The 22573-nt window shown below is 75.4% G+C and carries 19 protein-coding genes; 7 read left to right on the top strand and 12 right to left on the bottom strand.

Translation table 11 applies throughout. The features are described 5' to 3' along the window. Positions 1 to 196 precede the first annotated feature (196 nt). Entirely contained in the window at positions 197 to 889 is a 693-nt protein-coding gene (locus tag GQS52_RS15580; RefSeq protein ID WP_182314013.1) for a metal-dependent transcriptional regulator, read from the bottom strand. 164 nt (positions 890 to 1053) lie between these two features. On the opposite strand from GQS52_RS15580, the gene GQS52_RS15575 reads away from it, so the two are divergent. Beyond that, positions 1054 to 1803 (top strand): SIS domain-containing protein, encoded by a 750-nt coding sequence (locus GQS52_RS15575; RefSeq protein ID WP_182314012.1) that lies wholly within the window; start codon positions 1054 to 1056, stop codon positions 1801 to 1803. Between the two features lie 140 nt (positions 1804 to 1943). Here the strand turns inward: GQS52_RS15575 and GQS52_RS15570 are convergent, their stop codons facing one another. Together GQS52_RS15570 and pdxH are read right to left on the bottom strand one after the other, a co-directional pair. After that, entirely contained in the window at positions 1944 to 3377 is a 1434-nt protein-coding gene (locus GQS52_RS15570; RefSeq protein WP_259370795.1) for a PAS domain-containing protein, read from the bottom strand. A gap of 473 nt (positions 3378 to 3850) precedes the next feature. Next, positions 3851 to 4495, bottom strand: a complete 645-nt coding sequence (gene pdxH, locus GQS52_RS15565) for a pyridoxamine 5'-phosphate oxidase (RefSeq protein ID WP_182316478.1) — start codon at positions 4493 to 4495, stop codon at positions 3851 to 3853. Between the two features lie 383 nt (positions 4496 to 4878). Between pdxH and GQS52_RS15560 the strand changes: the two genes are divergently transcribed. After that, complete coding sequence (locus GQS52_RS15560) at positions 4879 to 5979, top strand: citrate synthase 2 (RefSeq protein ID WP_182314011.1); 1101 nt, start codon at positions 4879 to 4881, stop codon at positions 5977 to 5979. A 233-nt stretch (positions 5980 to 6212) separates the two neighbouring features. Then, positions 6213 to 7331 carry a phosphoserine transaminase gene (gene serC, locus GQS52_RS15555; RefSeq protein ID WP_182314010.1) on the top strand — a complete coding sequence of 373 codons (1119 nt, stop codon included), beginning with the start codon at positions 6213 to 6215 and terminating at the stop codon, positions 7329 to 7331. Between the two features lie 174 nt (positions 7332 to 7505). Here serC and GQS52_RS15550 read toward each other — a convergent pair whose 3' ends face one another. Further along, complete coding sequence (locus GQS52_RS15550) at positions 7506 to 8459, bottom strand: hypothetical protein (protein ID WP_182314009.1); 954 nt, start codon at positions 8457 to 8459, stop codon at positions 7506 to 7508. 118 nt (positions 8460 to 8577) lie between these two features. Here GQS52_RS15550 and GQS52_RS15545 point away from each other — a divergent pair, with 118 nt between their 5' ends. Then, positions 8578 to 9273: a GDSL-type esterase/lipase family protein gene (locus GQS52_RS15545; RefSeq protein WP_259371125.1), complete on the top strand. Its 696-nt coding sequence runs from the start codon at positions 8578 to 8580 to the stop codon at positions 9271 to 9273. A gap of 127 nt (positions 9274 to 9400) precedes the next feature. On the opposite strand, the gene GQS52_RS15540 is transcribed toward GQS52_RS15545, so the two are convergent. Then, positions 9401 to 10390: an aldo/keto reductase gene (locus GQS52_RS15540; RefSeq protein ID WP_182314008.1), complete on the bottom strand. Its 990-nt coding sequence runs from the start codon at positions 10388 to 10390 to the stop codon at positions 9401 to 9403. A 135-nt stretch (positions 10391 to 10525) separates the two neighbouring features. On the opposite strand from GQS52_RS15540, the gene GQS52_RS15535 reads away from it, so the two are divergent. Next, complete coding sequence (locus tag GQS52_RS15535; RefSeq protein ID WP_182314007.1) at positions 10526 to 11431, top strand: LysR family transcriptional regulator; 906 nt, start codon at positions 10526 to 10528, stop codon at positions 11429 to 11431. A 133-nt stretch (positions 11432 to 11564) separates the two neighbouring features. On the opposite strand, the gene GQS52_RS15530 is transcribed toward GQS52_RS15535, so the two are convergent. The 5 genes from GQS52_RS15530 to GQS52_RS15510 all read right to left on the bottom strand — a co-directional run bounded on the left by GQS52_RS15530 (position 11565) and on the right by GQS52_RS15510 (position 16564). Beyond that, positions 11565 to 12797 (bottom strand): putative sulfate exporter family transporter, encoded by a 1233-nt coding sequence (locus GQS52_RS15530; RefSeq protein WP_182314006.1) that lies wholly within the window; start codon positions 12795 to 12797, stop codon positions 11565 to 11567. Beyond that, positions 12797 to 13369, bottom strand: coding sequence for a cysteine dioxygenase family protein (locus GQS52_RS15525; protein ID WP_182314005.1), 573 nt, complete (start codon positions 13367 to 13369; stop codon positions 12797 to 12799). The genes GQS52_RS15530 and GQS52_RS15525 overlap by 1 nt, the downstream gene beginning before the upstream one ends. A 501-nt stretch (positions 13370 to 13870) precedes the next feature. Continuing rightward, entirely contained in the window at positions 13871 to 14611 is a 741-nt protein-coding gene (thpR, locus tag GQS52_RS27855; RefSeq protein WP_182314004.1) for an RNA 2',3'-cyclic phosphodiesterase, read from the bottom strand. Next, a complete protein-coding gene (locus GQS52_RS15515; protein WP_259370794.1) occupies positions 14608 to 16044 on the bottom strand; it encodes an MFS transporter in 1437 nt (478 codons plus the stop codon). The genes thpR and GQS52_RS15515 overlap by 4 nt, the downstream gene beginning before the upstream one ends. 85 nt (positions 16045 to 16129) lie before the next feature. Then, positions 16130 to 16564, bottom strand: a complete 435-nt coding sequence (locus GQS52_RS15510) for a MarR family transcriptional regulator (protein ID WP_182314002.1) — start codon at positions 16562 to 16564, stop codon at positions 16130 to 16132. A gap of 139 nt (positions 16565 to 16703) precedes the next feature. On the opposite strand from GQS52_RS15510, the gene GQS52_RS15505 reads away from it, so the two are divergent. Beyond that, positions 16704 to 16952 (top strand): hypothetical protein, encoded by a 249-nt coding sequence (locus GQS52_RS15505; protein ID WP_182314001.1) that lies wholly within the window; start codon positions 16704 to 16706, stop codon positions 16950 to 16952. Here the strand turns inward: GQS52_RS15505 and GQS52_RS15500 are convergent. Continuing rightward, on the bottom strand, positions 16945 to 18411 hold the full coding sequence (locus tag GQS52_RS15500; RefSeq protein WP_182314000.1) for an NCS2 family permease: 1467 nt from the start codon (positions 18409 to 18411) through the stop codon (positions 16945 to 16947). The genes GQS52_RS15505 and GQS52_RS15500 overlap by 8 nt on opposite strands. A gap of 213 nt (positions 18412 to 18624) precedes the next feature. On the opposite strand from GQS52_RS15500, the gene GQS52_RS15495 reads away from it, so the two are divergent. Next, positions 18625 to 18975 (top strand): DUF2530 domain-containing protein, encoded by a 351-nt coding sequence (locus GQS52_RS15495; RefSeq protein WP_330166936.1) that lies wholly within the window; start codon positions 18625 to 18627, stop codon positions 18973 to 18975. A 281-nt stretch (positions 18976 to 19256) separates the two neighbouring features. Here the strand turns inward: GQS52_RS15495 and GQS52_RS15490 are convergent, their stop codons facing one another. After that, complete coding sequence (locus GQS52_RS15490; protein WP_182316475.1) at positions 19257 to 22496, bottom strand: molecular chaperone Hsp90; 3240 nt, start codon at positions 22494 to 22496, stop codon at positions 19257 to 19259. Positions 22497 to 22573 lie beyond the last annotated feature (77 nt).

The raw sequence follows: 22573 nt of genomic DNA, 5'->3' as shown, positions 1-22573 counted from the left end.
CCGGAGCTGCGCGGATCCTCGGGGAACGCGCCGTTCCGGAGCCACAGGGAGTACCCGGACGGCTCGGGGTTCCGGGAATCCCTGGGGGGTCTCGGGGAAGCAGCGGCCCCGGCGCGGCGAGGCGCCGGGGCCGCTGCACGTCCGGGGCGGTGCCCGGTCCGGGACCGGTGCCCGGTCCGGGACGGCCGCCGGGCGGCTACTGCTTGGCGACGAAGACGTGGGACGCGACGTCCGGGCCCAGCTCGGCCGCCTCGCCGCCGCTGCCGACCAGCACGCCCCCCGGGGAGCCGTGGACGCTCACCACCGCGCCGGGCTGCACGCCCGCGCGCCGCAGCGTGTACATCAGCTGGGCGTCGGTCTGGATGGGCTCGCCGATCCGGCGCACCACCACGTTCTTGCCGTCCGGGCCGGGGCGCAGGTCGGTCAGGCTCACCATTCCGTCGTCGAGGAACGGATCGGCCTCCCCCGACTCCCCCAGCTCCTCCAGGCCCGGGATCGGGTTGCCGTACGGCGACTCCGTGGGGTGGCGCAGCAGTTCGAGGACGCGGCGCTCGACCGCCTCGCTCATCACGTGCTCCCAGCGGCAGGCCTCGGCGTGCACCTGCTCCCACTCCAGGCCGATCACGTCCACGAGCAGGCACTCGGCGAGCCGGTGCTTGCGCATGACCCGCGTCGCGATCCTGCGGCCCTCCTCGGTCAGTTCCAGGTGTCGGTCCCCGGCGACCCGTACCAGACCGTCCCGCTCCATGCGGGCCACGGTCTGGCTGACCGTGGGGCCGCTCTGGTCCAGGCGCTCCGCGATGCGGGCGCGCATGGGGACCACGCCCTCCTCCTCGAGCTCCAGGATGGTGCGGAGATACATCTCCGTGGTGTCGATGAGTCCGGACATGGCGCCTCTCGATCCGTCTGACGGCCGTGCATGGCCCTCGTCCAATTCTGACGCATCGCCCGGGCACCGGGGCCGCCGTCCGCCCCTCGGTCGGCCCTGTTGACAGGCGCGCGGCCGGACGGCCACCGTTGGCCGCCACGAGGACGAGGGAAAGGCAGCCGGCCGTGGAGGATCTCGCAGCACAGTACCTGGACGCGGCCGTCGGCCTGCTGCGGCGGGTCGGGGAGGAGGAGTCCGGCAGCATCCGCGCCGCCGCCGGGCTGATCGCCGACGCCGTCACCGCGGGCGGCCGGCTCTTCGCCACCGGCGCCGGGCACTCGGCGCTCCCGGCCCAGGACGTCGTCTACCGGGCCGGCGGGCTCGCCCTGGTGAACTTCCTCGCCGTCCCCGGCGCGGTCGGCGTGGACACGGTGCCCGCTCCCCTGGGCAGTGCCCTGGAACGGGTGGACGGACTGGCCGCGGCGGTGCTCGGCAGCAGCCCGGCCCGCGCCGGGGACGTACTGCTGGTGGTCTCCCTCTCCGGCCGCAACGCGCTGCCGGTGGAGATGGCGGAGACCGCCCGCGCCGCCGGGATGAAGGTGATCGGGGTGACCTCGCTCGCCTACACGCGGGACACCTCCTCCCGGCACTCCTCGGGGACCTTCCTGAAGGACCACTGCGACGTCGTCGTGGACAGCAAGGTCGCCGCGGGCGACGCGGAGCTGGAGGCCGACGGGGTGCCCGTCCGCTTCGGCTCGGCGTCGACCGTGGTGGCCGCCGCCATCGTCCAGGCCGTGGTGGCGCAGGCGGTGGGACTGCTCGCCGAGCGGGGCGCCGTCCCGCCGATGCTGCGCTCCGGGAACGTCGACGGCGGGCACGACTGGAACGAGCGACTGATGGCCGAGTACGGCGACCGGATCTTCTACCAGTACTGAGCGGGGTGCGGGCCGGCGCCGGCGCCGGGCCGCACCGGGGCCGGGGCCGCTGTCGGCGGCTGCGGGCCCGGCGGCCGCGGCGGGCCCGGCGGTTGCGGCGGGCCGGTGCGGCTGCGGCAGGCCGGTGCGGCTGCGGCGGGTCAGCCCGCTCCCGGGCGCCGGTGCCGTTCCGGACGGGGAGGGCGTGCGGCGAGCAGCGACTGGTCGACCGAGGCCGCGACCCGGACCGCGACCTCCTCCGCGTACACGGTGTCCTCCCGGGTGAAGTGCCGCCGCCCCGCGCCGCGCAGGAAGGTGACGGTGCCCAGGGTCCTGCCCCGGCTGCGCAGGGCCGCGCACAGCCCGTGCGCGGTGTCGGCCGGCCAGCGGCGGGCGGCCGCCCACTCCCGGATCCGCGGGCGGACCGCCTCGTCCAGGGGGTCCACCGGGCCGAAGCTGGCCCGGACCGGCCCGCAGCGCTCCACCGCCTGCAGCGCCGGGTGCCCGTCGTCGTAGCGCACCGGGATGCCGGCCGGCTCCGCGGGCAGGCAGGGCTGCGGCCCGGACGCCCCGCACGGCGCGACGAGCCGCCGCACCAGCCTGCGCTCCCCCACCAGCAGGTCCAGGACGGCGTGCTCGGCGAAGCCGGCCAGCGAGGAGTCCAGGTGGACCGCCGCGGCCTCCATCGGGTCCTCGCACTCCGCGGCGGCCAGGGCCGCGCGGTGCAGCCGGCTGCCGCGCGTGCGCAGTTGCGCGGCCTCCTGCTCGGCGAGCCGGGCGTCCGTCACGTCCTCGAAGAGCCACAGCACGCCCGGCGGTGCCGTCCCGCCGGCGGACGGGGCGTCCAGGCGCAGGAACGCGCTGCGCCAGCAGCGGCGGCCGCCGGAGCCGCCGGAGCCGGTGCCGGCGGCAGTGCCGGCGTCGCCGCCGCCGGTGCCGTCCTCCGTGCCGACCCACAGGTCGACCGGCGCGGCGGGCCCGCCCTCGTCCCGTACGTGCCGGACCACGGCCTCCAGCTCCCCTCCCCCCGTGCGGGGCAGGTCCGCGACCGGGAGGCCGGGCAGCGCGTCCCCGTCGCGGCGCAGCATCCGTGCGGCGACCGGGCCGACCAGCGCGGCCCGCAGGTCGGCGTCGACCAGGACCGCGCCCCAGGGTGCTCCGGTGAACAGCGCCTCGGCCACGGACAGGGAGCGTTCCGGGCCTGCCTGCCGGTGGGCCTCGGAGAACGAGCAGTAGACCCCGGCCGGGCGGCCGCGGTGGTCGCGCACCGCGCAGGACCGGGCGCGCACCAGCAGCCGGGAGCCCTCCTTGGTGACCATGGCGAACTCGGCCGCCCGGGGGCCGGGGCCGTCCAGGGCTCCCATGACCCGGTCGTGCACCTCTTCGGCGTCGGCCGCGCGCAGCGCCCAGCCGGTCAGGAACCGGCGGCCCACGGCCTCCCGGCCGGTCCAGCCGAGGAGTCGCTCGGCCTCGCGGTTCCAGTGGGTCACCGTCCCGTCGGGGTCGAACGCGCACAGGGCGGCGTCCATCCCGTCGAGCAGGGCGGCCAGCAGGTCGGTGTCGCCGGCAGGCGGCACGGTTCTATGCGTGTGCACGTCGGACCATTGAACTCACGTGCGACCCGGCGCACTTGGGAATCGGGGAAAAGGGCGTGCCCAGGGCCTGCTCCGGAACCCGGAAAAAACGCTTGCTCCGTCCGGAAGCGGTTCTTATCGTGGGGCGTACACGAGAAGGGAGGTGGTCCGGAGAATGAGTGACTATCGGACGCGTGAGGTGGCTGCGGGCTAGCCGCGCGCCTCGCCCGCCGTCTTCTCGTCACCGTACGGGGAGCGCGCCGCACGGCAACCGTGCGCGGCGGGCTCAATTCCCAGCAGTCACCCGACCCGCGGGCCCGCCGGCACGTCCGTCCGGCGCCCGGGGCGCAAGCCCCGGGAGAAGGCCCGCGGGTCGTCCGCGTTGCGGGAAGCGTCCGCTCGCCGGCGGACCCCGGCCCGGACGCTCAGGAGCACGGGCCCCGGACGGTCAGTGGCACAGGGCCCGAACGCTCAGGAGCACGGGCGCCCGACGCTCAGGGGCACAGGCGCTCGACGGTCCAGTCGTCGTCGGCGCCGCGCACGTACCGCAGCCGGTCGTGCAGCCGGTCGGGCCGGCCCTGCCAGAACTCCACGGTCCGCGGCCGCACCCGGAAGCCGCCCCAGAACGGCGGCACCGGCACGCCCCCGCCGTTCTCCTCCAGCCCCTCCTCCGGGTAGCGGTCGGCCAGTTCGGCGTAGCGCCGTTCCAGCTCGGCCCGGGAGGCCACCGGCCGCGACTGCTCACTGGCCCACGCGCCCAGCTGGGAGCCGTGCGGCCGGGTGCGGAAGTAGGCGGCGGTCTCGTCCCGCCCGACGCGGGTCACCGGGCCCTCGACGATCACCTGGCGGGCGACCGGGTGCCAGGGGAAGAGCAGCGAGGCCCACGGGTTGGCGGCCAGGTCCCGGCCCTTGCGGGACTCGTAGTTGGTGAAGAAGACGAAGCCGCGCTCGTCGTACTGCTTGAGCAGCACGGTGCGCGAGCTGGGCCTGCCGTCCGCGTCCGCGGTCGAGACGACCATGGCGTTGGGCTCGGGCACCCCGCCCGCGGCGGCCTGGGCGAACCACTGGGCGAACTGCGTCAGCGGGTCGGCGGGCAGTTCCTCCTCGGCGAGTCCGTGGGCTCGGTACTGCTTGCGCATGACGGCGGGGTCGGGCACGGGGTCGGGGAGATGCACGCGCTCATCCTGCCGCATCACCCCGGGCCGCGCAGCGGCGGGGACGGGGCCCGCGGCCGCCCGGCGGGCGCACTCGGCGTGAACTGCGCCACAGTGGAGAGAACACCGGGTCCGGACCCTTCCCGACCTCTTGACATCGAGAGATATCGTGGCGTCGGGAACGACCCGTAGTGCCGACGGAGGCAGACCCCGCACCCATGGGGACCGCGCCGTCCGCACCAGGGTGACCAGCACCCGAGCGGGGCAGCACCGGGGCGACCGGCGGCGGGACAGCAGCCCGCACACCGGTGGCCGGCCCGGCACAGGGCCACACGTCGCCTGCCGATCACATCATGAGGAGCCGCCTGATGTCCGACTTCGTACCCGGCCTCGAGGGAGTCGTCGCGTTCGAGACGGAGATCGCCGAACCCGACAAGGAGGGCGGTTCCCTCCGCTACCGAGGCGTCGACATCGAGGACCTCGTGGGGAACGTCTCCTTCGGCCACACGTGGGGCCTTCTGGTGGACGGCAAGTTCAACCCCGGCCTCCCCCCGGCCGAGCCCTTCCCCATTCCGATCCACTCCGGCGACATCCGCGTGGACGTGCAGGCGGCACTGGCGATGCTCGCCCCCGTCTGGGGCCTGAAACCGCTCCTGGACATCGACGACGCCCAGGCCCGCGAGGACCTGGCGCGCGCCGCGGTCATGGCACTGTCCTACGTCGCCCAGTCCGCGCGCGGACTGGACAAGCCGATGGTCCCGCAGAGCGAGATCGACAAGGCGAAGACGATCGTCGAGCGGTTCATGGTCCGCTGGCGCGGCGAGCCCGACCCCAAGCACGTCGCCGCGGTCGACGCCTACTGGACCTCCGCCGCCGAGCACGGCATGAACGCCTCCACCTTCACCGCCCGCGTCATCGCCTCCACCGGCGCCGACGTGGCGGCCGCGCTCTCCGGCGCGGTGGGCGCCATGTCCGGCCCCCTGCACGGCGGCGCGCCCTCCCGCGTCCTCGGCATGATCGAGGAGATCGAGCGCACCGGCGACGCCACCGCGTACGTCAAGGGCGCCCTGGACCGCGGCGAGCGGCTGATGGGCTTCGGCCACCGCGTCTACCGCGCCGAGGACCCGCGCGCCCGCGTGCTGCGCCGCACTGCCAAGGAGCTGGGCGCGCCGCGCTTCGAGGTCGCCGAGGCCCTGGAGAAGGCCGCCCTGGAGGAGCTGCACAACCGCCGCCCCGACCGGGTCCTGGCCACCAACGTGGAGTTCTGGGCGGCCATCGTCCTGGACTTCGCCGAGGTGCCCGCGCACATGTTCACCTCGATGTTCACCTGCGCCCGCACCGCGGGCTGGAGCGCGCACATCCTGGAGCAGAAGCGCACCGGCCGCCTGGTCCGCCCCTCGGCCCGCTACATCGGCCCCGGCCCGCGCGGCCTGGACACGATCGAGGGCTACGACGGCCTGACCGTCTGACCCGCTCCCCCGCCCCCGGCCGCCCGGCTCCACGCCCGGCGGCCGGGTGCGGCGTTTCCCGGGGGTGCTGCGCCTCCCGGACGCGGTGTCTCCCGGAGACCGCTCCTCCCGGGCGCGGCGCCCGGCGCGGTGGGCCGGCCGGAGCCGTCCCGCGCCCGTACGGCGGTCCGCGGCGCGTCTCATCGGGTGGACCGCGGGCCGCTGCGGGAAGGCGACGGATTAGGCTTCGGAGCGTGGCTGAGATCCAGATTCCCTCTGACATCAAACCCGCCGACGGCCGTTTCGGCGCCGGCCCGTCCAAGGTGCGACCGGAGGCGCTGAGCGCCCTGGCTGCCACCGGCACCTCCCTCATGGGCACCTCGCACCGCCAGGCCCCGGTGAAGAACCTGGTCGGCCGGGTGCGCCAGGGGGTCAAGGAGCTGTTCTCCCTCCCCGACGGCTACGAGGTCGTGCTCGGCAACGGCGGCTCGACCGCGTTCTGGGACATCGCGACCCACGGCCTGATCGAGGAGAAGTCGCAGCACCTGTCCTTCGGCGAGTTCTCCTCCAAGTTCGCCAAGGCCGCCAAGCTCGCCCCGTGGCTGGCCGACCCGTCGGTGATCTCCTCCGACCCGGGCACCCACCCGCAGGCCGTCGCCGAGGCCGGCGTGGACGTGTACGCCCTCACCCACAACGAGACCTCCACCGGCGTCGCCATGCCGATCGAGCGCCCGGCCGGTGCGGACGAGGGCTCGCTGGTCCTGGTCGACGCCACCTCCGGCGCCGGCGGCCTGCCCGTCGACATCGCCGAGACCGACGTCTACTACTTCGCCCCGCAGAAGTGCTTCGCGGCGGACGGCGGCCTGTGGATCGCGGTGTTCTCCCCGGCAGCGCTGGAGCGCGCCGCGCGGATCGCCGCCTCCGACCGGCACGTCCCGGCGTTCTTCGACCTGCCGACCGCGATCGACAACTCGGTCAAGAACCAGACCTACAACACCCCGGCCCTGGCCACGCTCTTCCTCCTCGCCGACCAGCTGGACTGGATCAACGGGCAGGGCGGCCTGGACTGGGCGGTGTCCCGGACCGCCGACTCGTCCTCGCGGCTGTACGGCTGGGCGGACAAGTCGGACGTGGCGACCCCGTTCGTCACCGACCCGGCCAAGCGCTCGCAGGTCATCGGCACCATCGACTTCGACGAGTCGGTGGACGCCGCGGCCGTGGCCAAGGTGCTGCGCGCCAACGGCATCGTGGACACCGAGCCCTACCGCAAGCTGGGCCGCAACCAGCTGCGCGTGGCGATGTTCCCGGCGGTCGAGCCGTCGGACGTCGAGGCGCTGACCGCCTGCATCGACCACGTCGTCGGCAAGCTGTAACCGGCGCGGACGCGGGCGGACGCGCGGCGCGCGGCCCCGCGGAGCACCACCGGGCGAGGGCCCGCAGCCGACACGGCTGCGGGCCCTCGCGCTGCCCGCGCGCCCCGCGCCCCGCGCTCCCGCGGGCGGCGGGACCGGCGGGACGGGCGGGACCGGGCCGGCGGAGGTCAGGGGTCAGCGGGGGCGGGCGGAGTCCGGGAGCCGGTCGCCGGCGAGGTCGACCCGCCACACCTGGCTGCGCACCCCCTCGCTGCCGTACAGCAGCGCCCGGCCGTCGGCGGTGAAGGAGACCGACTCGCCCTGCCGCTGGAAGGGGACGGTCGTACGGGCCAGGTGCTCGGGCCGGCCGTCCTCCCAGCGGAAGACGTCGGCGGAGAAGTAGCCGCGCAGCACCAGGCGGCTGCCGTCCGGGGAGAAGGCCCCGTCGGTGATCCAGCCCAGGCCGTCGGCGACCTCGGTGAAGGTGTTCACCCCGGAGGGCGAGAGCTCCCGCGGGCCGGCGTGGAGGGCGCCGCCGCTCCTGACCTTGTCCGCGATGTACACCCGGCCGGTCACCGGGTGGACCATCACCGCCTCGGCGTCGCGCGGGCCGCCCGCGTACCGCACGCGGTAGCGGACGACGTCCACCGTCCGGTCGGCGAGCCGTGCGGGCTCCTCGAAGCTGTAGAGGTACACCTCGTTCCAGGTGCCGCCGAGGTTGTCGCCGACGTCGCCGACCCAGATCCGGCCGCCGGGGCCGACGGAGACCGCCTCGACGTCGCGCGGGGCGATGCCGCGCATCGTGATCCTGGCCACGGTGCGTCCGTCGGAGGAGTCCACGGCGTACACGTGGGGGCCGTCGTCGCTGTCGTTGACCGTCCAGTGCACGCCCTTGTGGCGCGGGCTCGCGGCGAGGCCGCTGGACTCGGTGATCCGCTCGTCGGCGAGGGTGAAGGCGACCTCCGGCGCGCCGTCCCGCGCGGACGGTGCCCCGGACTGCACGGCGGAGGGGGACGCGGGGGACCCGGAGGGGGCGGCGGAGCCGGCGCCGTCCGGGGGCGGCTGGCAGGCTGCCAGGAGCGCGGAGCACAGCAGGACGGCGGCGGAGCACAGCGGGGCGGCGCCCGTACGGCGCGGCGGCGGAGGCATGGGCCCAGCCTGTCATGATGGGGGCCGCCGGTTCATGAGAAATGTTGTTCACCGCACCCCCGTTCACCGCCGGCGCGGGGTCCCGGCGGTCGACGGATCCCCGGGAGGGTGCGCGGTGCTGCGGTTGATGTTCGTCGGGGACTCCATGACCGTCGGGAGCGCGGGCGACATCACCTGGCGCTACCGAATGTGGCAGCACCTGCGCGGGACCGTCGGCGGGCCGTTCCGGTTCGTCGGCTCCCGCACCGCCCTGTACGACCGGGCCACCGACGCCGCCACCTCGCACGACTACGGCGCCCCGGACTTCCCCGCCTCCGCCCGCCGCCACTTCGCCGGCTGGGGCGAGGGCTGGTACCACATGGCCCCGGCGATCGGGGCCGAGGTGGCCCGGCACCGGCCCGACGTGCTGCTGGTCTCCCTGGGCCTGATCGACCTGGGCTTCTACACCCTGCCCGGGCAGACCGCGCAGAACGTGCGGGCCACCCTCCTGGCGGCCCGTGCCGCCAACCCCTCGGTGCACGCCGTGCTGCTCCCGGTCGTCCCCAACATCCGGGCCGGCTTCGACGCGCAGTTCGCCGAGCAGTGCGCGGAGCTGAACGCGCTGACGGCCGAGGCCGTCGCCGAACTGGACACCCCCGCCTCGCCGCTGCTGCTCACCGGCCCCCCGGCCGGCTGGGACCCGCGGCTGGACACCTACGACGGCACCCATCCCAACGCCTCCGGCGAGCACCGCATCGCGGGCGCGTTCGCCGACGCCGTGCACCGGGCGTGGGGCATCGGGGGGCCGTACCGGCACCCCCGGGACTCCTCCTGACACCGCGGCCCGCCGGGCCCTCCCCCGGGCGGCCGGTGTCCCCTGGGCGGCCGGTGCCGGCCCCGGGCGGGCGGAGGTGACCCGGCCCCGGCCCCCTCCGGGCGGAGGGGGCCGGGGCCGGGTCACCTCACCAGGCGAACGCCTCGGGGGTCGGGCCGGGGCCGGGGAAGATCCCGTCCAGCTCCGCCAGCACCTCCTCGTCGAGCTCCAGCTCCACGGCGCGCAGCGCCGATTCCAGCTGCTCGGCGGTGCGCGGCCCGACGATCGGACCGGTCACGCCCGGCCGGGTCAGCAGCCAGGCCAGCGCCGTCTCGCCGGGTTCGGTCCCGTGCTTGGCGCACAGGTCCTCGTAGGCCTGGACCTGTGCGCGCACGGCGGTGTTGGCGAGGGCGGCGGCGGACCGGCCCTCCGTCCGCCGCCCGCCCTCGGCCTCCTTCCTGATGACGCCCCCGAGCAGCCCGCCGTGCAGCGGGGACCAGGGGATCACGCCGAGGCCGTACTCCTGCGCGGCCGGGACGACCTCCATCTCGGCCCGCCGTTCGGCGAGGTTGTACAGGCACTGCTCGGAGACGAGGCCGAGCATGCCGCGCCTCGCGGCCGTCTCGTTCGCCTGGGCGATCTTGTAGCCGGGGAAGTTCGACGAGCCCGCGTAGAGGATCTTGCCCTGCTGGATCAGCACGTCGACGGCCTGCCAGATCTCCTCGAAGGGGGTCCGGCGGTCGACGTGGTGGAACTGGTAGAGGTCGATGCGGTCGGTGCGGAGGCGCTTGAGCGACGCGTCCACGGCCCGGCGGATGTTCAGGGCGGACAGGCGGTCGTGGTTGGGCCACGGCTCCCCGTCGGGGCCCATGTTCCCGTACACCTTCGTCGCCAGGACGGTCTTGTCCCGGCGGTCGCCCCCCTTGGCGAACCAGGAGCCGATGATCTTCTCGGTCCGGCCCTTGTTCTCGCCCCACCCGTAGACGTTGGCGGTGTCGAAGAAGTTCAGGCCCGCGTCGAGCGCGGCGTCCATGATGGCGTGGCTGGTGGTCTCGTCCGTCTGGGGGCCGAAGTTCATCGTGCCCAGCACGAGGCGGCTGACCTTGAGTCCGGTGCGTCCGAGCTGCGTGTACTTCATGGGGCCCAAGCCAACGCCTTGGAGTCCGCTCCGTGCAAGGGGACCGGCCGACGGGACCGCGCCCCGCGCGCCCGCCCGGCACCGGACTCCGCAGAGGAACCCGCAGTAATCCTAAAATCCGTTTATCGTTCGGCCATGTTCGAATCGCGGCACATCAGGACCTTCCACGAGGTGGTGCGCACCGGTTCGTACTCGGCGGCAGCCCGGGCCCTGGGGTACACGCAGCCGGCGATCACGCAGCAGATGAAGGCGCTGGAGCGGACGGTGGGCACCCCGCTGTTCCTGAGGTCCGGGCGGCGGATGCGGCTCACCGAGGCGGGTGAGGCGTTCGCCCGGCACGCCTCGGCGATCCTGGACGGCATGGACGCCGCCCAGCAGCAGATGGCGGCGTTCACGCGGCTGCACGCGGGCCGGGTGCGGATGTGCGCCTTCCCCAGCGCCGGTGCCACGCTGGTGCCCGAGGCACTGGCGCAGCTGGCCGCCGGGCACCCCGGCGTGCGGGTCGTGCTCCAGGAGGGGGAGCCGCCGGAGTCGCTGCAGCGCGTGGCGCAGGGCACCTGCGACATCACGCTCGCCTTCACCTACCCCGGGCTGCGCGAGCAGGTGCCGGACGGGCTGGTCCGCATCCCCCTGATGGAGGACCAGCTCACCGTCCTGCTGCCGACCGGCCACCCGCTGGCGCGGCGGCGGGCGGTGCGGCTCACGGAACTGGCCGACGAGCGGTGGATAGCCGGCTGCCCGCGCTGCCGCACGAACCTCCTGCACGAGTGCGCCGAGCTGGGATTCGTCCCGGACATCGCCTTCACCACCGACGACAACCTCGTCGTGCAGAGCCTGGTCGCCGAGGGGCTCGGCGTCGCCATGACGCCCGCGCTGGTGCTGCCCTTCCTGGTCCGGCGGGGGGTCGTCGGGCGTCCCCTGGAGCCGGCCGCGCGCCGCCAGGTCTCCGCGTACGTTCTGCGCGAGCACCTGGAGGTGCCGGCCACCGCGCTGGTGCTGGAGCGGCTGCGGGAGGCCGCCTCGAACCGCGTCGGCTGCTGACCGCACCGGCCCGGGCCCGCCCCTTCCGGGGACGCGTCCCGGACAGGGACGCCTTCCGGGCAGGGGCGGGCCCGGAGGGAGCAGGCGTGGAGGGGCGGGCCCGGAGGGGGCGGGCACAAGGGGCGGGTCCCGGTCAGGCGACCAGGAGCACGCCGGCGTAGGAGACCCCGGCGACGACCGCCCACGAACCGAGGCCGAGCAGCGCCGTCCGCCCGCCGGTGCGGGCCATGGAGGGGACGTGGACGGCGCTGCCGAGCCCGAAGAGCGCGGCGGCGAGCAGGAACTCCCGGACCGTCGCCGCGGCACCGAGCACGGCGTCGGGGAGCACGCCGGTGGTGCGCAGGGCGATCATCGCCAGGAAGCCGGCGACGAACAGCGGCACCGGGGCCGGCCGGCGGGTGCCGCCGCCCGGCCGCGCGTCCCGGCCCCCGCGCCGCCCGCGGGCCGCCGTCACGGCCACCGCGGTGACGAGCGGCGCCAGCAGCGCGACGCGCATCAGCTTGACCAGCACCGCCTCGCCCAGCGCCGTCGGGCCCGCGGTCTGCGCGGCCGCCACCACCTGCCCCACGTCGTGCACGCCGGCACCGACCCAGCGCCCGAACCGGACCGCGTCCAGGCCGAGCGGGCCCTGCAGCAGGGGAAGGACGAGGATCGCGAGGGTGCCGCACAGCGTGACCAGCGCGGCGCAGGCCGCCACGTCCCGCTCGTCGCTGCCCCGCGCGTCGCCGACGGCGCCGATCGCGGAGGCCCCGCAGATCGAGGAGCCCGCGGCGACGAGCAGCGGCTGGTCGCCGGGGAGGCCGAGCCTGCGCCCCGCCCACAGGGTGCCGAAGAAGGTCGCCGCCACCACCACGAGCACCATCCCGACCGTGGCCCAGCCCAGGCCGAGCACGTCGGCCAGGCCCAGTTCGAGCCCGAGGAGGACCACGCCGGTCCTCATCAGCCGCCTGCCGGCCACGGAGAGGCCGCGCGACGCGGCACCGCGCACGAGCCCGCGCACACCGGGCAGGTGGGCGGCGACGACGCCCAGCACGACGGCCGCGGTGAGCATCGGCACGGCCGGCAGCAGCCGGTGCACGGTCCAGGCCGCGGCGACGCCGCAGGCGGCCAGCGCGAGGCCAGGCAGCGCCCCGGCCGCCCCCGGCAGGCGCCGGGGCCCGGCGGAGGCCGGGTCGGGCGGCGCGGGCGGTGCGGGCGGGGCAGCTGACGCGGGCGGCGCGGGCGGTGCGGGGAGGGACGGCGCCGGGCCGGTAGGACCGGCCCGGCCGGTAGGGGGCGGCACGGGCTGCCGCTGCTCCGCCGGGCCGGGGGCGGGCGGGTGCGCCGGGCGGTGCTGCCGGGGCAGGGACTGCCGGAGTCGGCCCATCAGTGGTCGGCGGGCAGGTCGTACACCCGGCGGACGCTGGAGCCCAGCCGGGAGACGTCCGCCCCGTAGACGTGGAGGGACACGGCCTTGTGCGAGCAGCCGTTCCACACGCGGTGGATGTCGCCGGGCGGGGCGAAGCCGCACACCGCGCCCACGGGGTTCACCGCGTCCTCGGTGGCGGCCAGCCGCGCCGGTGCGCCGTCGGAGGCGGGCACCAGCCGGTAGCGGCGCTCGTGCTCCTCGCCCCGGTGGACCCCGGTGACGCACCAGGAGACGTGGTCGTGCACGGAGGTGCTCTGCCCCGGCAGCCAGACGAGGGAGACGAGGGAGAAGCTGCCGTCGGCCTCCGCGTGCAGCAGGTGCTGGCGGTAGCGCGCGGCGTCGCCCTCGCACTGCTCGGGCGCGAGCAGGTCGGGGGCCCCGAGGTGGGGGGCCAGTCTCTCGCCGACCAGGTGCGCGGTGGCGTCCGGGGGGAGGCCGCGTTCCACGGCCTTGCGTATGTCGTCCACGAGGGCGGCCAGGCGGTCGGTCGTGCGCGGGCCGACGGCGGGTGATTCGGGCGGGGAAGTCATACGGACAGCGTCACGCCGCCGTTCGGATCAGGTCCAACGACGGTTTCTTCGCCACTCCATTACACGGGCTTATGGAACGGCGGACGCCCGCGCTTCCGCGCGTCCCTCCCGACCGGCCCCGGCCGCTGCCCCCCAGGGGCCGCGGAGCCGCCCGCCCCGCCCGTCCCGGTCGCCGAAGGGCCGCCCGAAGGACCGCCCCGGAGGGCCGTCGGCGAGGGGGGCCCGGGAGGCGGCGTGCGCAGTGCGGGGGCTCGGGGGCTCGGGTGAGGGGACGCGGGGCGTCCGCGGGTCCCTGCCCCGCCCCCGCCGCTGCTGCCGCAGTGCGGCGCCGGCTACTGCAGTACGGCTCCGACGACGGCCGCGATCAGCAGCACGAAGAGGGTCGCGGTCACGACGCGGGTACGGGTCTTGGGATCCACCCCTCAAAAGTACCGCTCCCGCCAGGCACCCGGCCGGGGGGCCCGGGGCGGGGGGCGGCCGGGGTCCGGAGAGGCCCGGGGGCTAGCCCCCGGCGGCCGTCAGCGGCCAGGTGCGGACCGTCTCGTAGCGGGAGCTGCCGCCGGGGCCCGCACGGAGGGTGCTGCTTACCAGTTCCACCGCGTCCACCGTCCACGGCCGGCTGCGGTAGTCGGCGAGCGCGTCCGCGAACGGGGCCAGCGACGGCGCCCTGACGCGTTCCCGCTCCTCCGCCCAGGGGTCGCCGTACCCGGGGCCGGGTCCCCGGTACCCGCCGCGGGCCCGGGACCGGCCGTGTCTGCCGTGCCCGGCCCGGCCCCCGCCGCCCCCGCTCCCGTCGCCTCCGTCGCCGCTCCCGTCCCCGTGCCCGTGGCGGCGGCCGTGCGGCCGGGGGCCGCGGGCCAGCGTCAGGTGGGGGCGGTAGGGGCGGTCGTCGATCCGCACGCCGCAGGCGCGGGCCGCGTCGTCCATGGCCCCGGCCAGTTCGACGAGCACCTCCCGGTCGCCCTCCACGTCCGTCCACAGGGTGCGGTCGCCGAACCGGCCCCCGCCGGCGAGGGCGATCCCGAAGGGGCCGTACCGGCCCGCCGCGGCGGCGAGTGCCGCCTCGAGCTCCTCGCGCTCCGGGTCGGCGACCTCGCCGAGGAAGGTGGTGGTCAGGTGCCAGTTCTCCCTCGGGAACCACCTCAGTCCGTCCGCGCCGGGCAGTTCCCGCAGGTGTCCGACCCGGCGCGCCAGCTCGTCGAGGACGGGGGCCGGGGGCGTGACGGCCACGAAGAGTCTCATCCCTTCAGTCTGCCCGCGAGCCCCTCGTCCGCGCCGTCCCGCGCCGCGGGCGTCCCGTCCCGCGGTTCCGTGCTCGGTTCCGCCGCCGGCGGGCTCCCGGTGCCCCCTCCGGGCTCTCCGGGCTCTCCGGATTCTCCGGTCCCTTTGGGCACGAACCGCACGAGGGAGCGCCCCGCCCCCTTCCGGAGGCCGACCTCGACGCGCAGGCCGCCGACGCGGACGAGGACCAGGCCGACGACCGCGGCGGCCAGGGCCGCGACCAGTCCGCCGGCCAGGAAGCCCGCCCTGGCCCCGTAGGTGTCGGTGACCCAGCCGACCAGCGGGCCGCCGATGGGCGTGCCACCCATGAAGACCATCATGTAGAGGCTCATCACGCGGCCGCGCATGGCCGGGTCCGCGGCGAGCTGGACGCTGGCGTTGGCCGTGGTGTTGAAGGTCATGCCGAGCATGCCGATCGGCACCAGCAGGAGGGCGAACAGCCACAGCGAGGGGCTGAGGGCGGCGGCCGTCTCCAGCAGTCCGAAGAGCAGGGCCGCGCCGACGAGCATCCGCAGCCGGCTGGTGGTGCGACGGGCCGAGAGCAGTGCGCCGAGCAGGGCTCCGGCCGCCATGACGCTGTTGAGCAGGCCGAAGGTGCCGGCGCCGGCATGGAAGACCCCGTCGGCGAAGGCGGAGAGCCAGATGGGGAAGTTGTAGCCGAAGGTGCCGACGAAGCCGACCAGGACTATCGGCCAGAGCAGTTCGGGGCGCCCGGCTACGTGGGCAAGGCCCTCGCGGAGCTGGCCCTTGCTGCGCGGGACGCGGGGCACCCGGTGCAGTTCGGAGTCGCGCATCATCAGCAGCCCGGCCAGGGGCGCGGCGAAGGAGAGCCCGTTGGCGAGGAAGGCCCATCCGCTGCCCACCGCGCTGATCATCACGCCGGCGACGGCGGGGCCGACGAGGCGCGCGGTCTGGAAGTTGGCGGCGTTGAGGCTGACCGCGTTGCGCACGTCGCGGGTGCCGACCATCTCGGCGACGAAGGTCTGCCGGGCCGGGTTGTCGACCACGGTGACCATTCCGTGGAGGAGGGCGATCAGGTAGACGTGCCAGACCTGCACGGTCCCGCTCAGGGTGAGCGCGGCGAGCGCCAGGCCGAGGACGCCCATCGAGGCCTGGGTGATCATCAGCAGGCGGCGCTTGGGGTAGCGGTCCGCGATGACGCCGCCGTAGAGGCCGAGCAGCATCATCGGCAGGAACTGCAGGGCGGTGGTGACGCCGACCGCTGTGGCGGAGCCGGTGAGGCCGAGGACCAGCCAGTCCTGGGTGATGCGCGACATCCAGGTGCCGGTGTTGGATATCACGGAGCCGGTGGCGAAGAGGCGGTAGTTGCGGACCCCGAGCGAGCTGAAGGTCCGGTTGCGGTTCCGGGTCGGCGCGGGTTCCCGGGTCGGCACGGCGGGTTCGGGTCCGGGTACGGCGTCACTTCCTGGGGCCGGACTCAAGAGGCTCTCTCCTCTCCTTTCCCTTCCGGTTTCCCGTTCAGGACTCGGCGAGCTTCTCCAGCACGGGTGCTGCCCGGCGGAGGAGCTCCCATTCGTCATCGTCCAGCCCGCCGACGCTTTCGGCGAGCCACGCGTTCCTCTTCCGCCGGCTCTCCTCGAGGATGGCCTCGGCCTGCTCGGTCTGGCTGACGACGACCTGCCGGCGGTCCTCGGGGTGGGGATCCCGGCGGACCAGGTCCTTGGACTCGAGCATCGCGACGATGCGGGTCATCGACGGCGGCTGGACGTGCTCGCGCCGGGCGAGTTCGCCGGGTGTGGCGGATCCGCAGCCGGCGAGGGTGGACAGCACCGACATCTCGGTCGGGCTGAGGGACTCGTCGACCCTCTGGTGCTTCAACCGGCGCGACAGGCGCATGACGGCGGACCGCAGGCAGTTCACCGCGTCGAGGTCGTCCTCGGAGAGTTCCGACATGTTCCTTAGCCTAACTCATTACTCTGGCTAATAAAAATGGGCGGGGGGCGTCCACCCGTGTGGGCAGTTTCCCCCGGACGGGTGACAGAGGTCGGAGGAATCCCGGTGATCGCACGCGGCGGGCGCGACCGTGGACGGCATGGGATCGAGAGTGCTCAGTCTGCGCATCGACGGCGACCTGCTGGACCGGCTGCACGGGCATGCCGCGAAACGCGGAATGAGCGTCCAGGACTACGTGGTCCGGACGCTCACCCGCGACGACTTCGACGAACGGTTCAGGGCGGCGGTGGAGCGGGCGGAGCGCTTCCACTCCACCCCTCCGGGCCGGCCCCGGCAGCCCCCCGCCGGGACGGCCGCCGGGGACGCGCCCCGCGCTGCGGCTACTTGACGCCCAGCGCCTGCTGGATCGGGTCGAGCAGGAAGTAGACGAGGAACAGCACGGCGACCGCGTGCAGCAGCGGCGGCACCTCGCGCACCCGGCCGGAGGCCGTCTTGAGCAGGACGAAGGCCAGCACGCCGATGCCGATGCCGTTGGTGATGCTGTAGGTGAAGGGCATCATCAGCAGGGTCAGGAACGCCGGGACCGCGACGGTGAAGTCGTCCCACTCGATGTCGCGGACGTTCGAGGCCATGATCAGGAAGCCCACGCAGACCAGTGCCGGGGTCGCCGCCTGGGAGGGGACGACCAGGGCGAGCGGGGTGAAGACCAGGGCGAGCAGGAACAGGCCGCCGGTGACCACGTTGGCCAGGCCGGTGCGGGCGCCCTCGCCGACGCCCGCGGTGGACTCCACGAAGACGGTGTTGGCCGAGCAGGAGCCGGCGCCGCCCATGGCGACCGCCGCGCCGTCGACCATCAGGACCCGGCCCATGGCGGGCAGCTTGCCCTTCTCGTCGAGCAGCTCGGCCTCGTCGCTGACGCCGATGATCGTGCCCATGGCGTCGAAGAAGCCGGACAGCAGGACGGTGAAGACGAACAGGCAGCCGGTCACGACGCCGACCTCGGCGAAGCCGCCGAACAGGCTCACGTTGCCGATGAGCCCGAAGTCCGGGGCGCCGACGACCTTCTCCGGGATCTCCGGGACGGTCAGGCCCCAGTTCTTGTCGGGGACGGACACGATCGTGTTGATCACGATCGCCGCGACCGTCATCACCACGATGCTCAGCAGGATCGCCCCGCGCGCCCGGCGCACGATGAGCACGAAGGTCAGGGCCAGGCCGAGCACGAAGACCAGCACCGGCCAGCCGGCCAGCTGGCCGCCCGTGCCGAGGGTGACGGGCACGGTGGTGTGCGCGGCGTCCGGGTTGCGGGTGATGAATCCGGCGTCCACCAGTCCGATCAGGGCGATGAACAGGCCGATGCCGATGGCGATGGCCTTGCGCAGCCCCTTGGGGATCGCGTCCATCACGCGCTCGCGCAGACCACTGGCCACCAGCAGCATGATGATCAGACCGGCGAGGACGACCATGCCCATCGCGTCCGGCCAGGTCATCTTCGGGGCGAGCTGGAGCGACACGACGGCGTTGATGCCCAGGCCGGCCGCCAGGGCGATCGGCACGTTGCCTATGACGCCCATGAGCAGCGTGCTCACGCCCGCGGTCAGGGCGGTGGCGGTGATCAGCTGCCCGGTGTCCAGCTGCTGCCCGTACTTGTCCACCCCGCTGCTGAGGATGATCGGGTTCAGCACGACGATGTACGCCATGGCGAAGAACGTGGCGAGACCGCCGCGGATCTCCCGCGATACGGTGGAGCCCCGTTCGGAGATCTTGAAGAAACGGTCCAGCCCGTTCCTGGGCGGAATCTTCGCTGGCTGCTTGGAATCGACCGTGGCGGTGGCCGAGGTGGACATGGGTTTCCTCGGTGGTGCGGGCGACGGATCGCCGGACGGAAACAGCACATCGGACCGACTCCAGCGGCTCTTTTCGGCTGCCTGTGGAGTGGATCCGGACAGATTCAGTATGAACACGCCGAAGGCGTTTCTCCTATCTCCGCGCGTAGACGGTATAGGGCTCCCCGCCCGGGCGACCGCCGGCCGGACCGGCGGTGGTCGTACCCTTTGAGCGTGCTGAACCTGACCCGGCTGACCACTCCCGAGCGCCCCGCCCCGCCGCCCCTGGAGGCGAACGACGTCGCCGTCGTCACCGGGGGCACCGTCTTGTGGTTCCTGCTGTTCCTGGCCCAACTCCCCTTCTACGGCTGGTTCCAGGAACACGGGTACACCTGGTGGGTGTGGACCTGCCTGGCCGGTGCCGGCCTCGGCCTGATCGGCATCAAGTACACGCGCAACCGCCGCGCCGCCCTCCTGCGCCACCGCGGCCCCGCCCCCGCGGACCCGGCCGGGCCGGCCGCCGCGGCAGCCCCCGCGGACGTGACGAAGACGACTGACGGGACCCCGGGGGAACGGAACGCCTGAGCGCCCCGGAAGACGGGGAACGGGCCGGGAACGACGCGAGGGCCGTCGGCGCCGTGACGGTGCCGACGGCCCTCGGGCCGTTACCGCGTGCAATCCCCCCACAGGATCGTTCGCTGGAAGATGACCTTAGGGCCTTTACCGGATCTTCACAAGGCGCCCACAGGGGGCTTCTCGAACGCTCCGCGGGCCGCCCCTCCCGGCCCCAGGACCGCCTCCCGCACCCCGGGCCGGCCTCCCGGGTTCGGGCCGGCCTCTCCGCCCCGGGGGGCCGCCTCCCGGCCTCAGTCGAACCAGCGGGCCCGGGCCAGCTCCTCGGCCCGGTCCGGCTCCGCGAGCAGCGCGGCCACCTCGAAGCGCCGGTGCCACTGCCCCGCCGCCCAGGCCAGCCCCGCCGCGACCCCCTCGTGGGTGGCCGCGTGCACCGCCGCACCGTCCACCCGCCAGTCCAGCTCCGCCTCGCCCCCCTCGCCGTCCTCCACCAGCAGCTCCTCGTGCTCGGTGTAGGTCTCCGGCGCCCCGGGCAGCAGGCCGCGCACGGCCTCCGGCACCTCGTGCACGTCGCCGTCGCCCAGCACCCGGGCCGGGAACTCCTCGCTCAGCCGGCGCACCTGCAGCAGGTCGGCCAGCTCCGCGGCCAGCCGGGGCGGCGCCGGCAGCAGCGGCCGGCCGCCGGCCAGCGGCAGCAGGTCGGGGGCGTCGGCGAGCAGCGCCTCGCCCGCGTCCACCACCACGGCCCGCCCGTCCACCACCGCGCGCAGCTCGTCCGGCAGCGTCACCTTCTGCGGGTCCAGTTCCGCCAGGGCCGCGTACAGGGCGTGCAGCCGGTCCGGGGTCACCGGGCGGCCGGGGTCGGCGAGGCGGCCCAGCAGCTCGGCCGCGCCGCCCGGCTCGTCCAGCAGCGCCTCCACCGAGGTGCGCACGCCCAGGCAGCGCAGCACCTGCTCGTCCGGCAGCGGCACCTCGGCGTCCGCGCCCGCCTCGTCGTAGAGGCCGGCCAGCCTCGGGTCGCCGCCGGCCGCGCGCAGTCCGACCGGGCGCCGGCCGTCCAGCACCGGGTGGTCGCGCAGCCACCACGCGGTGTACGGGCGGACGGAGCGGGTGGTGCCGTCCGGGAGGAGCACCCGCACCGGGGTGACCAGGGCGTCCCTCAGCGGCGGCTGCGCCAGCAGCGCCAGGGCCTGCGGCCAGCGGTCGTCGTCGACCAGGTCCAGGTCGCGCACGGCCGTGATCTCGGTGGCCACCGGCGGCACGTCGGTCTCGGGGAGCTGGTCGAGGACGTCCTCGCACCACACGTCGACCGCGTCCAGCAGCCCGACGTCGTCGGGCTCGGCCCAGTCGCCCTCGCGCGGCTCCAGGTCGTCCGGGTCCAGCACCACGTCGGTCGCCCGCACCAGGGCGAAGGTGGCCATCACGCCCACCGCGGTCAGGGGCTGCTCGCCCCACCGCCCGACCAGTTCCGGGTCGCAGGCGGCCAGCTCGCCCTCGCGCACCACCTGCTCGAACGGGCTGCCCGGCAGCAGCAGCTCGCCGGCGGGCGCGAGCTCGCCCTCGTCGTCCGGCAGGGCCAGGGCGGCCAGCCACGGCTCGTCCCCGGGGGCCAGGCCCGCGGCGCGCACCAGGCCCAGCACCAGGTCGGCCAGCTCCTCCGCGCCGAGGGGGCCGCCCTCGTCCCCGTCGTCGTACCAGGCCTCGTCGTCGTCGAGCGACGCGGCGACCGCGGCCCGCACCTGCGGGGTCGTCAGCACCGCGCGGGGCGTGGCGGGGACGGCGCCCAGCTTCTCCAGCAGCGGGTGCACCGCGTCCGGGTGCGCCACCTTCAGGCCGAGCCGGGCCAGGTCCGCCGGGGACGGGGCGCCGATGCCCTCGGTACCGTCCACGCCGCCGAACGGCAGCGGCAGCAGCACCTGCCGCGGGCCGGTCGCGGTGCGCCCGTCGGCCAGCGGCACGGGCAGCCCGCCGAGCAGGTCGGGCGCGGTGCCGGCCAGGGCCTCGTAGAGCCGGTACCACCACTCGGGGGACCGCTCGGTCCCGGCCAGGCGGTCGACCACGTCGCCCAGGGACACCCGGGCCACGCCCAGCGTGCGCAGCTCCGCCCGGCGCTCCAGGCCGCCGGGGACCAGGCCGGGGAAGACCTCCGCCAGCACCCGCACGGTCGCGTCCGAGGCGCCCTCGACCAGTTCGGCGTCCCGGGGGCGCAGCGCGACCGGCTCCTCGCCCTCGGGCGCGCGGGCCGCACCCGCCAGGAACGGCACGCGCGGCAGGCGGTCCAGCACCGCCCGGCGCAGCGCCCCGTCCAGTTCACCGCGGCCGAGGGGGCCGGGCACCAGGTCGACCGTGCCGGTGGTGACGGGGCGCCAGTCGCGCAGCAGGGCGGCGTAGGCGTCGGCGGCCCGCTCGACGAGGAAGTCGGTCAGCGGGCCGGGTGCCACGTGGCGCCGGGTGGTGTCCAGCGGGAAGGAGGCGACGAGCAGGGCGGGCAGGCCCAGCGGCTCGTCGGTCGGCGTGGGCGCGTGGACGACGGGCGCGGTGGCGGTGCGCCCGGGCCTGCCGGTGCCCTCCTCGACGGGCACCGCCCAGGTCACCGACCACCCCGGGCGCAGGCGCTCCTCGACGGGGCGGTCGGCGAGCAGGGCCGCGTCCAGACGCCCGCCGTCCGTGCGGACGCGCCAGCGCGTCGCGGCGCCGGCGCTGTCCTCGACCACGACCAGGCCGTCCTCCTCACGCCGGGTCAGCACGCGGACCGCGCCGGGGGTCTCGACGACCACCTCGGCCAGCCCGGGCAGGGTCAGCAGCAGCGCGTCGTCCACCTCGCCCAGCAGGCGCGCGGTCAGGTCCTCGGCGGCGGCGTCGCGCAGCGGCAGGACCACCACGGTGTCGTAGCCGTCCGGGGCCGTGCCCTCGGCGGGCAGCGGCAGGCGCAGCAGCGGGACGTGGCCGTCCCTGCGGCGGATCTCGTCGGCGAGGCCGGCGGAGGAGGCCCCGGGCGCCCCGGGCGCCGCGGGAGCGGCCCCGGCCGCCCCTGCCGCCCCGGTCGCCCCGGCCGCCTCCACGGCGAGGTCGCGGGCCTCGGTGAGCGACCAGCGCACGCCGCCGGAACGGCCGACCACCGCGGGCTCGTCGCTGACCGCCAGGACGGCGGCGAACCCGACGCCGAAGCGGCCGACGGCCGCGTCCGGCTCCTCCCGCTTGGCGGAGGCGCGCAGGGTGGACAGCGACTCGACGCCCGCGGCGTCCAGCGGGGCACCGGTGTTGGCGGCCGCCAGGACTGCGGGGGTGCCGTCCCCCGCAGGGTGCAGCGTCAGGCGCAGCCGGCCCGGCACGCCCGCGCGGGCGGCGGCGTCGGCCGCGTTCTGGGCCAGCTCGACCACCAGCCGGTCCCGGTAGCCGCCGAGCGCCAGGTCCTCCTCCGCGTTGGCGTCCTCGCGGAACCGCGCGGGCGAGGCCGCCCAGGCGTCCAGCACCCCGCGGCGCAACCTCGCCGTGCCGAACGGATCCGCTCCGCCGGTCGTCTCCCGCACCATCGACGCACCCACTGCCGTCACTCCCTCGCCAAGGAACCCTGCCCGGCGAAGGTACCGCCACACGGGGGCACCCGATG

Source organism: Streptomyces sp. SCUT-3, assembly GCF_014083985.1.
GTDB classification, from domain to species: Bacteria; Actinomycetota; Actinomycetes; order Streptomycetales; family Streptomycetaceae; genus Streptomyces_H; species Streptomyces_H thermolineatus.
Note: the sequence above shows the minus strand (reverse complement) of the source record. Positions and strands in the feature narration are given on the sequence as shown.

Excerpts from the sequence above, each read along its gene's own strand:
- GQS52_RS15580 (WP_182314013.1), bottom strand. The coding sequence starts at position 889 with ATGTCCGGACTCATCGACACCACGGAGATGTATCTCCGCACCATCCTG.
- pdxH (WP_182316478.1), bottom strand. The coding sequence starts at position 4,495 with ATGCGCAAGCAGTACCGAGCCCACGGACTCGCCGAGGAGGAACTGCCC.
- GQS52_RS15560 (WP_182314011.1), top strand. The coding sequence starts at position 4,879 with ATGTCCGACTTCGTACCCGGCCTCGAGGGAGTCGTCGCGTTCGAGACG.
- GQS52_RS15550 (WP_182314009.1), bottom strand. The coding sequence starts at position 8,459 with ATGCCTCCGCCGCCGCGCCGTACGGGCGCCGCCCCGCTGTGCTCCGCC.
- GQS52_RS15540 (WP_182314008.1), bottom strand. The coding sequence starts at position 10,390 with ATGAAGTACACGCAGCTCGGACGCACCGGACTCAAGGTCAGCCGCCTC.
- GQS52_RS15535 (WP_182314007.1), top strand. The coding sequence starts at position 10,526 with ATGTTCGAATCGCGGCACATCAGGACCTTCCACGAGGTGGTGCGCACC.
- GQS52_RS15530 (WP_182314006.1), bottom strand. The coding sequence starts at position 12,797 with ATGGGCCGACTCCGGCAGTCCCTGCCCCGGCAGCACCGCCCGGCGCAC.
- GQS52_RS15525 (WP_182314005.1), bottom strand. The coding sequence starts at position 13,369 with ATGACTTCCCCGCCCGAATCACCCGCCGTCGGCCCGCGCACGACCGAC.
- thpR (WP_182314004.1), bottom strand. The coding sequence starts at position 14,611 with ATGAGACTCTTCGTGGCCGTCACGCCCCCGGCCCCCGTCCTCGACGAG.
- GQS52_RS15510 (WP_182314002.1), bottom strand. The coding sequence starts at position 16,564 with ATGTCGGAACTCTCCGAGGACGACCTCGACGCGGTGAACTGCCTGCGG.
- GQS52_RS15505 (WP_182314001.1), top strand. The coding sequence starts at position 16,704 with ATGGGATCGAGAGTGCTCAGTCTGCGCATCGACGGCGACCTGCTGGAC.
- GQS52_RS15500 (WP_182314000.1), bottom strand. The coding sequence starts at position 18,411 with ATGTCCACCTCGGCCACCGCCACGGTCGATTCCAAGCAGCCAGCGAAG.
- GQS52_RS15490 (WP_182316475.1), bottom strand. The coding sequence starts at position 22,496 with ATGGTGCGGGAGACGACCGGCGGAGCGGATCCGTTCGGCACGGCGAGG.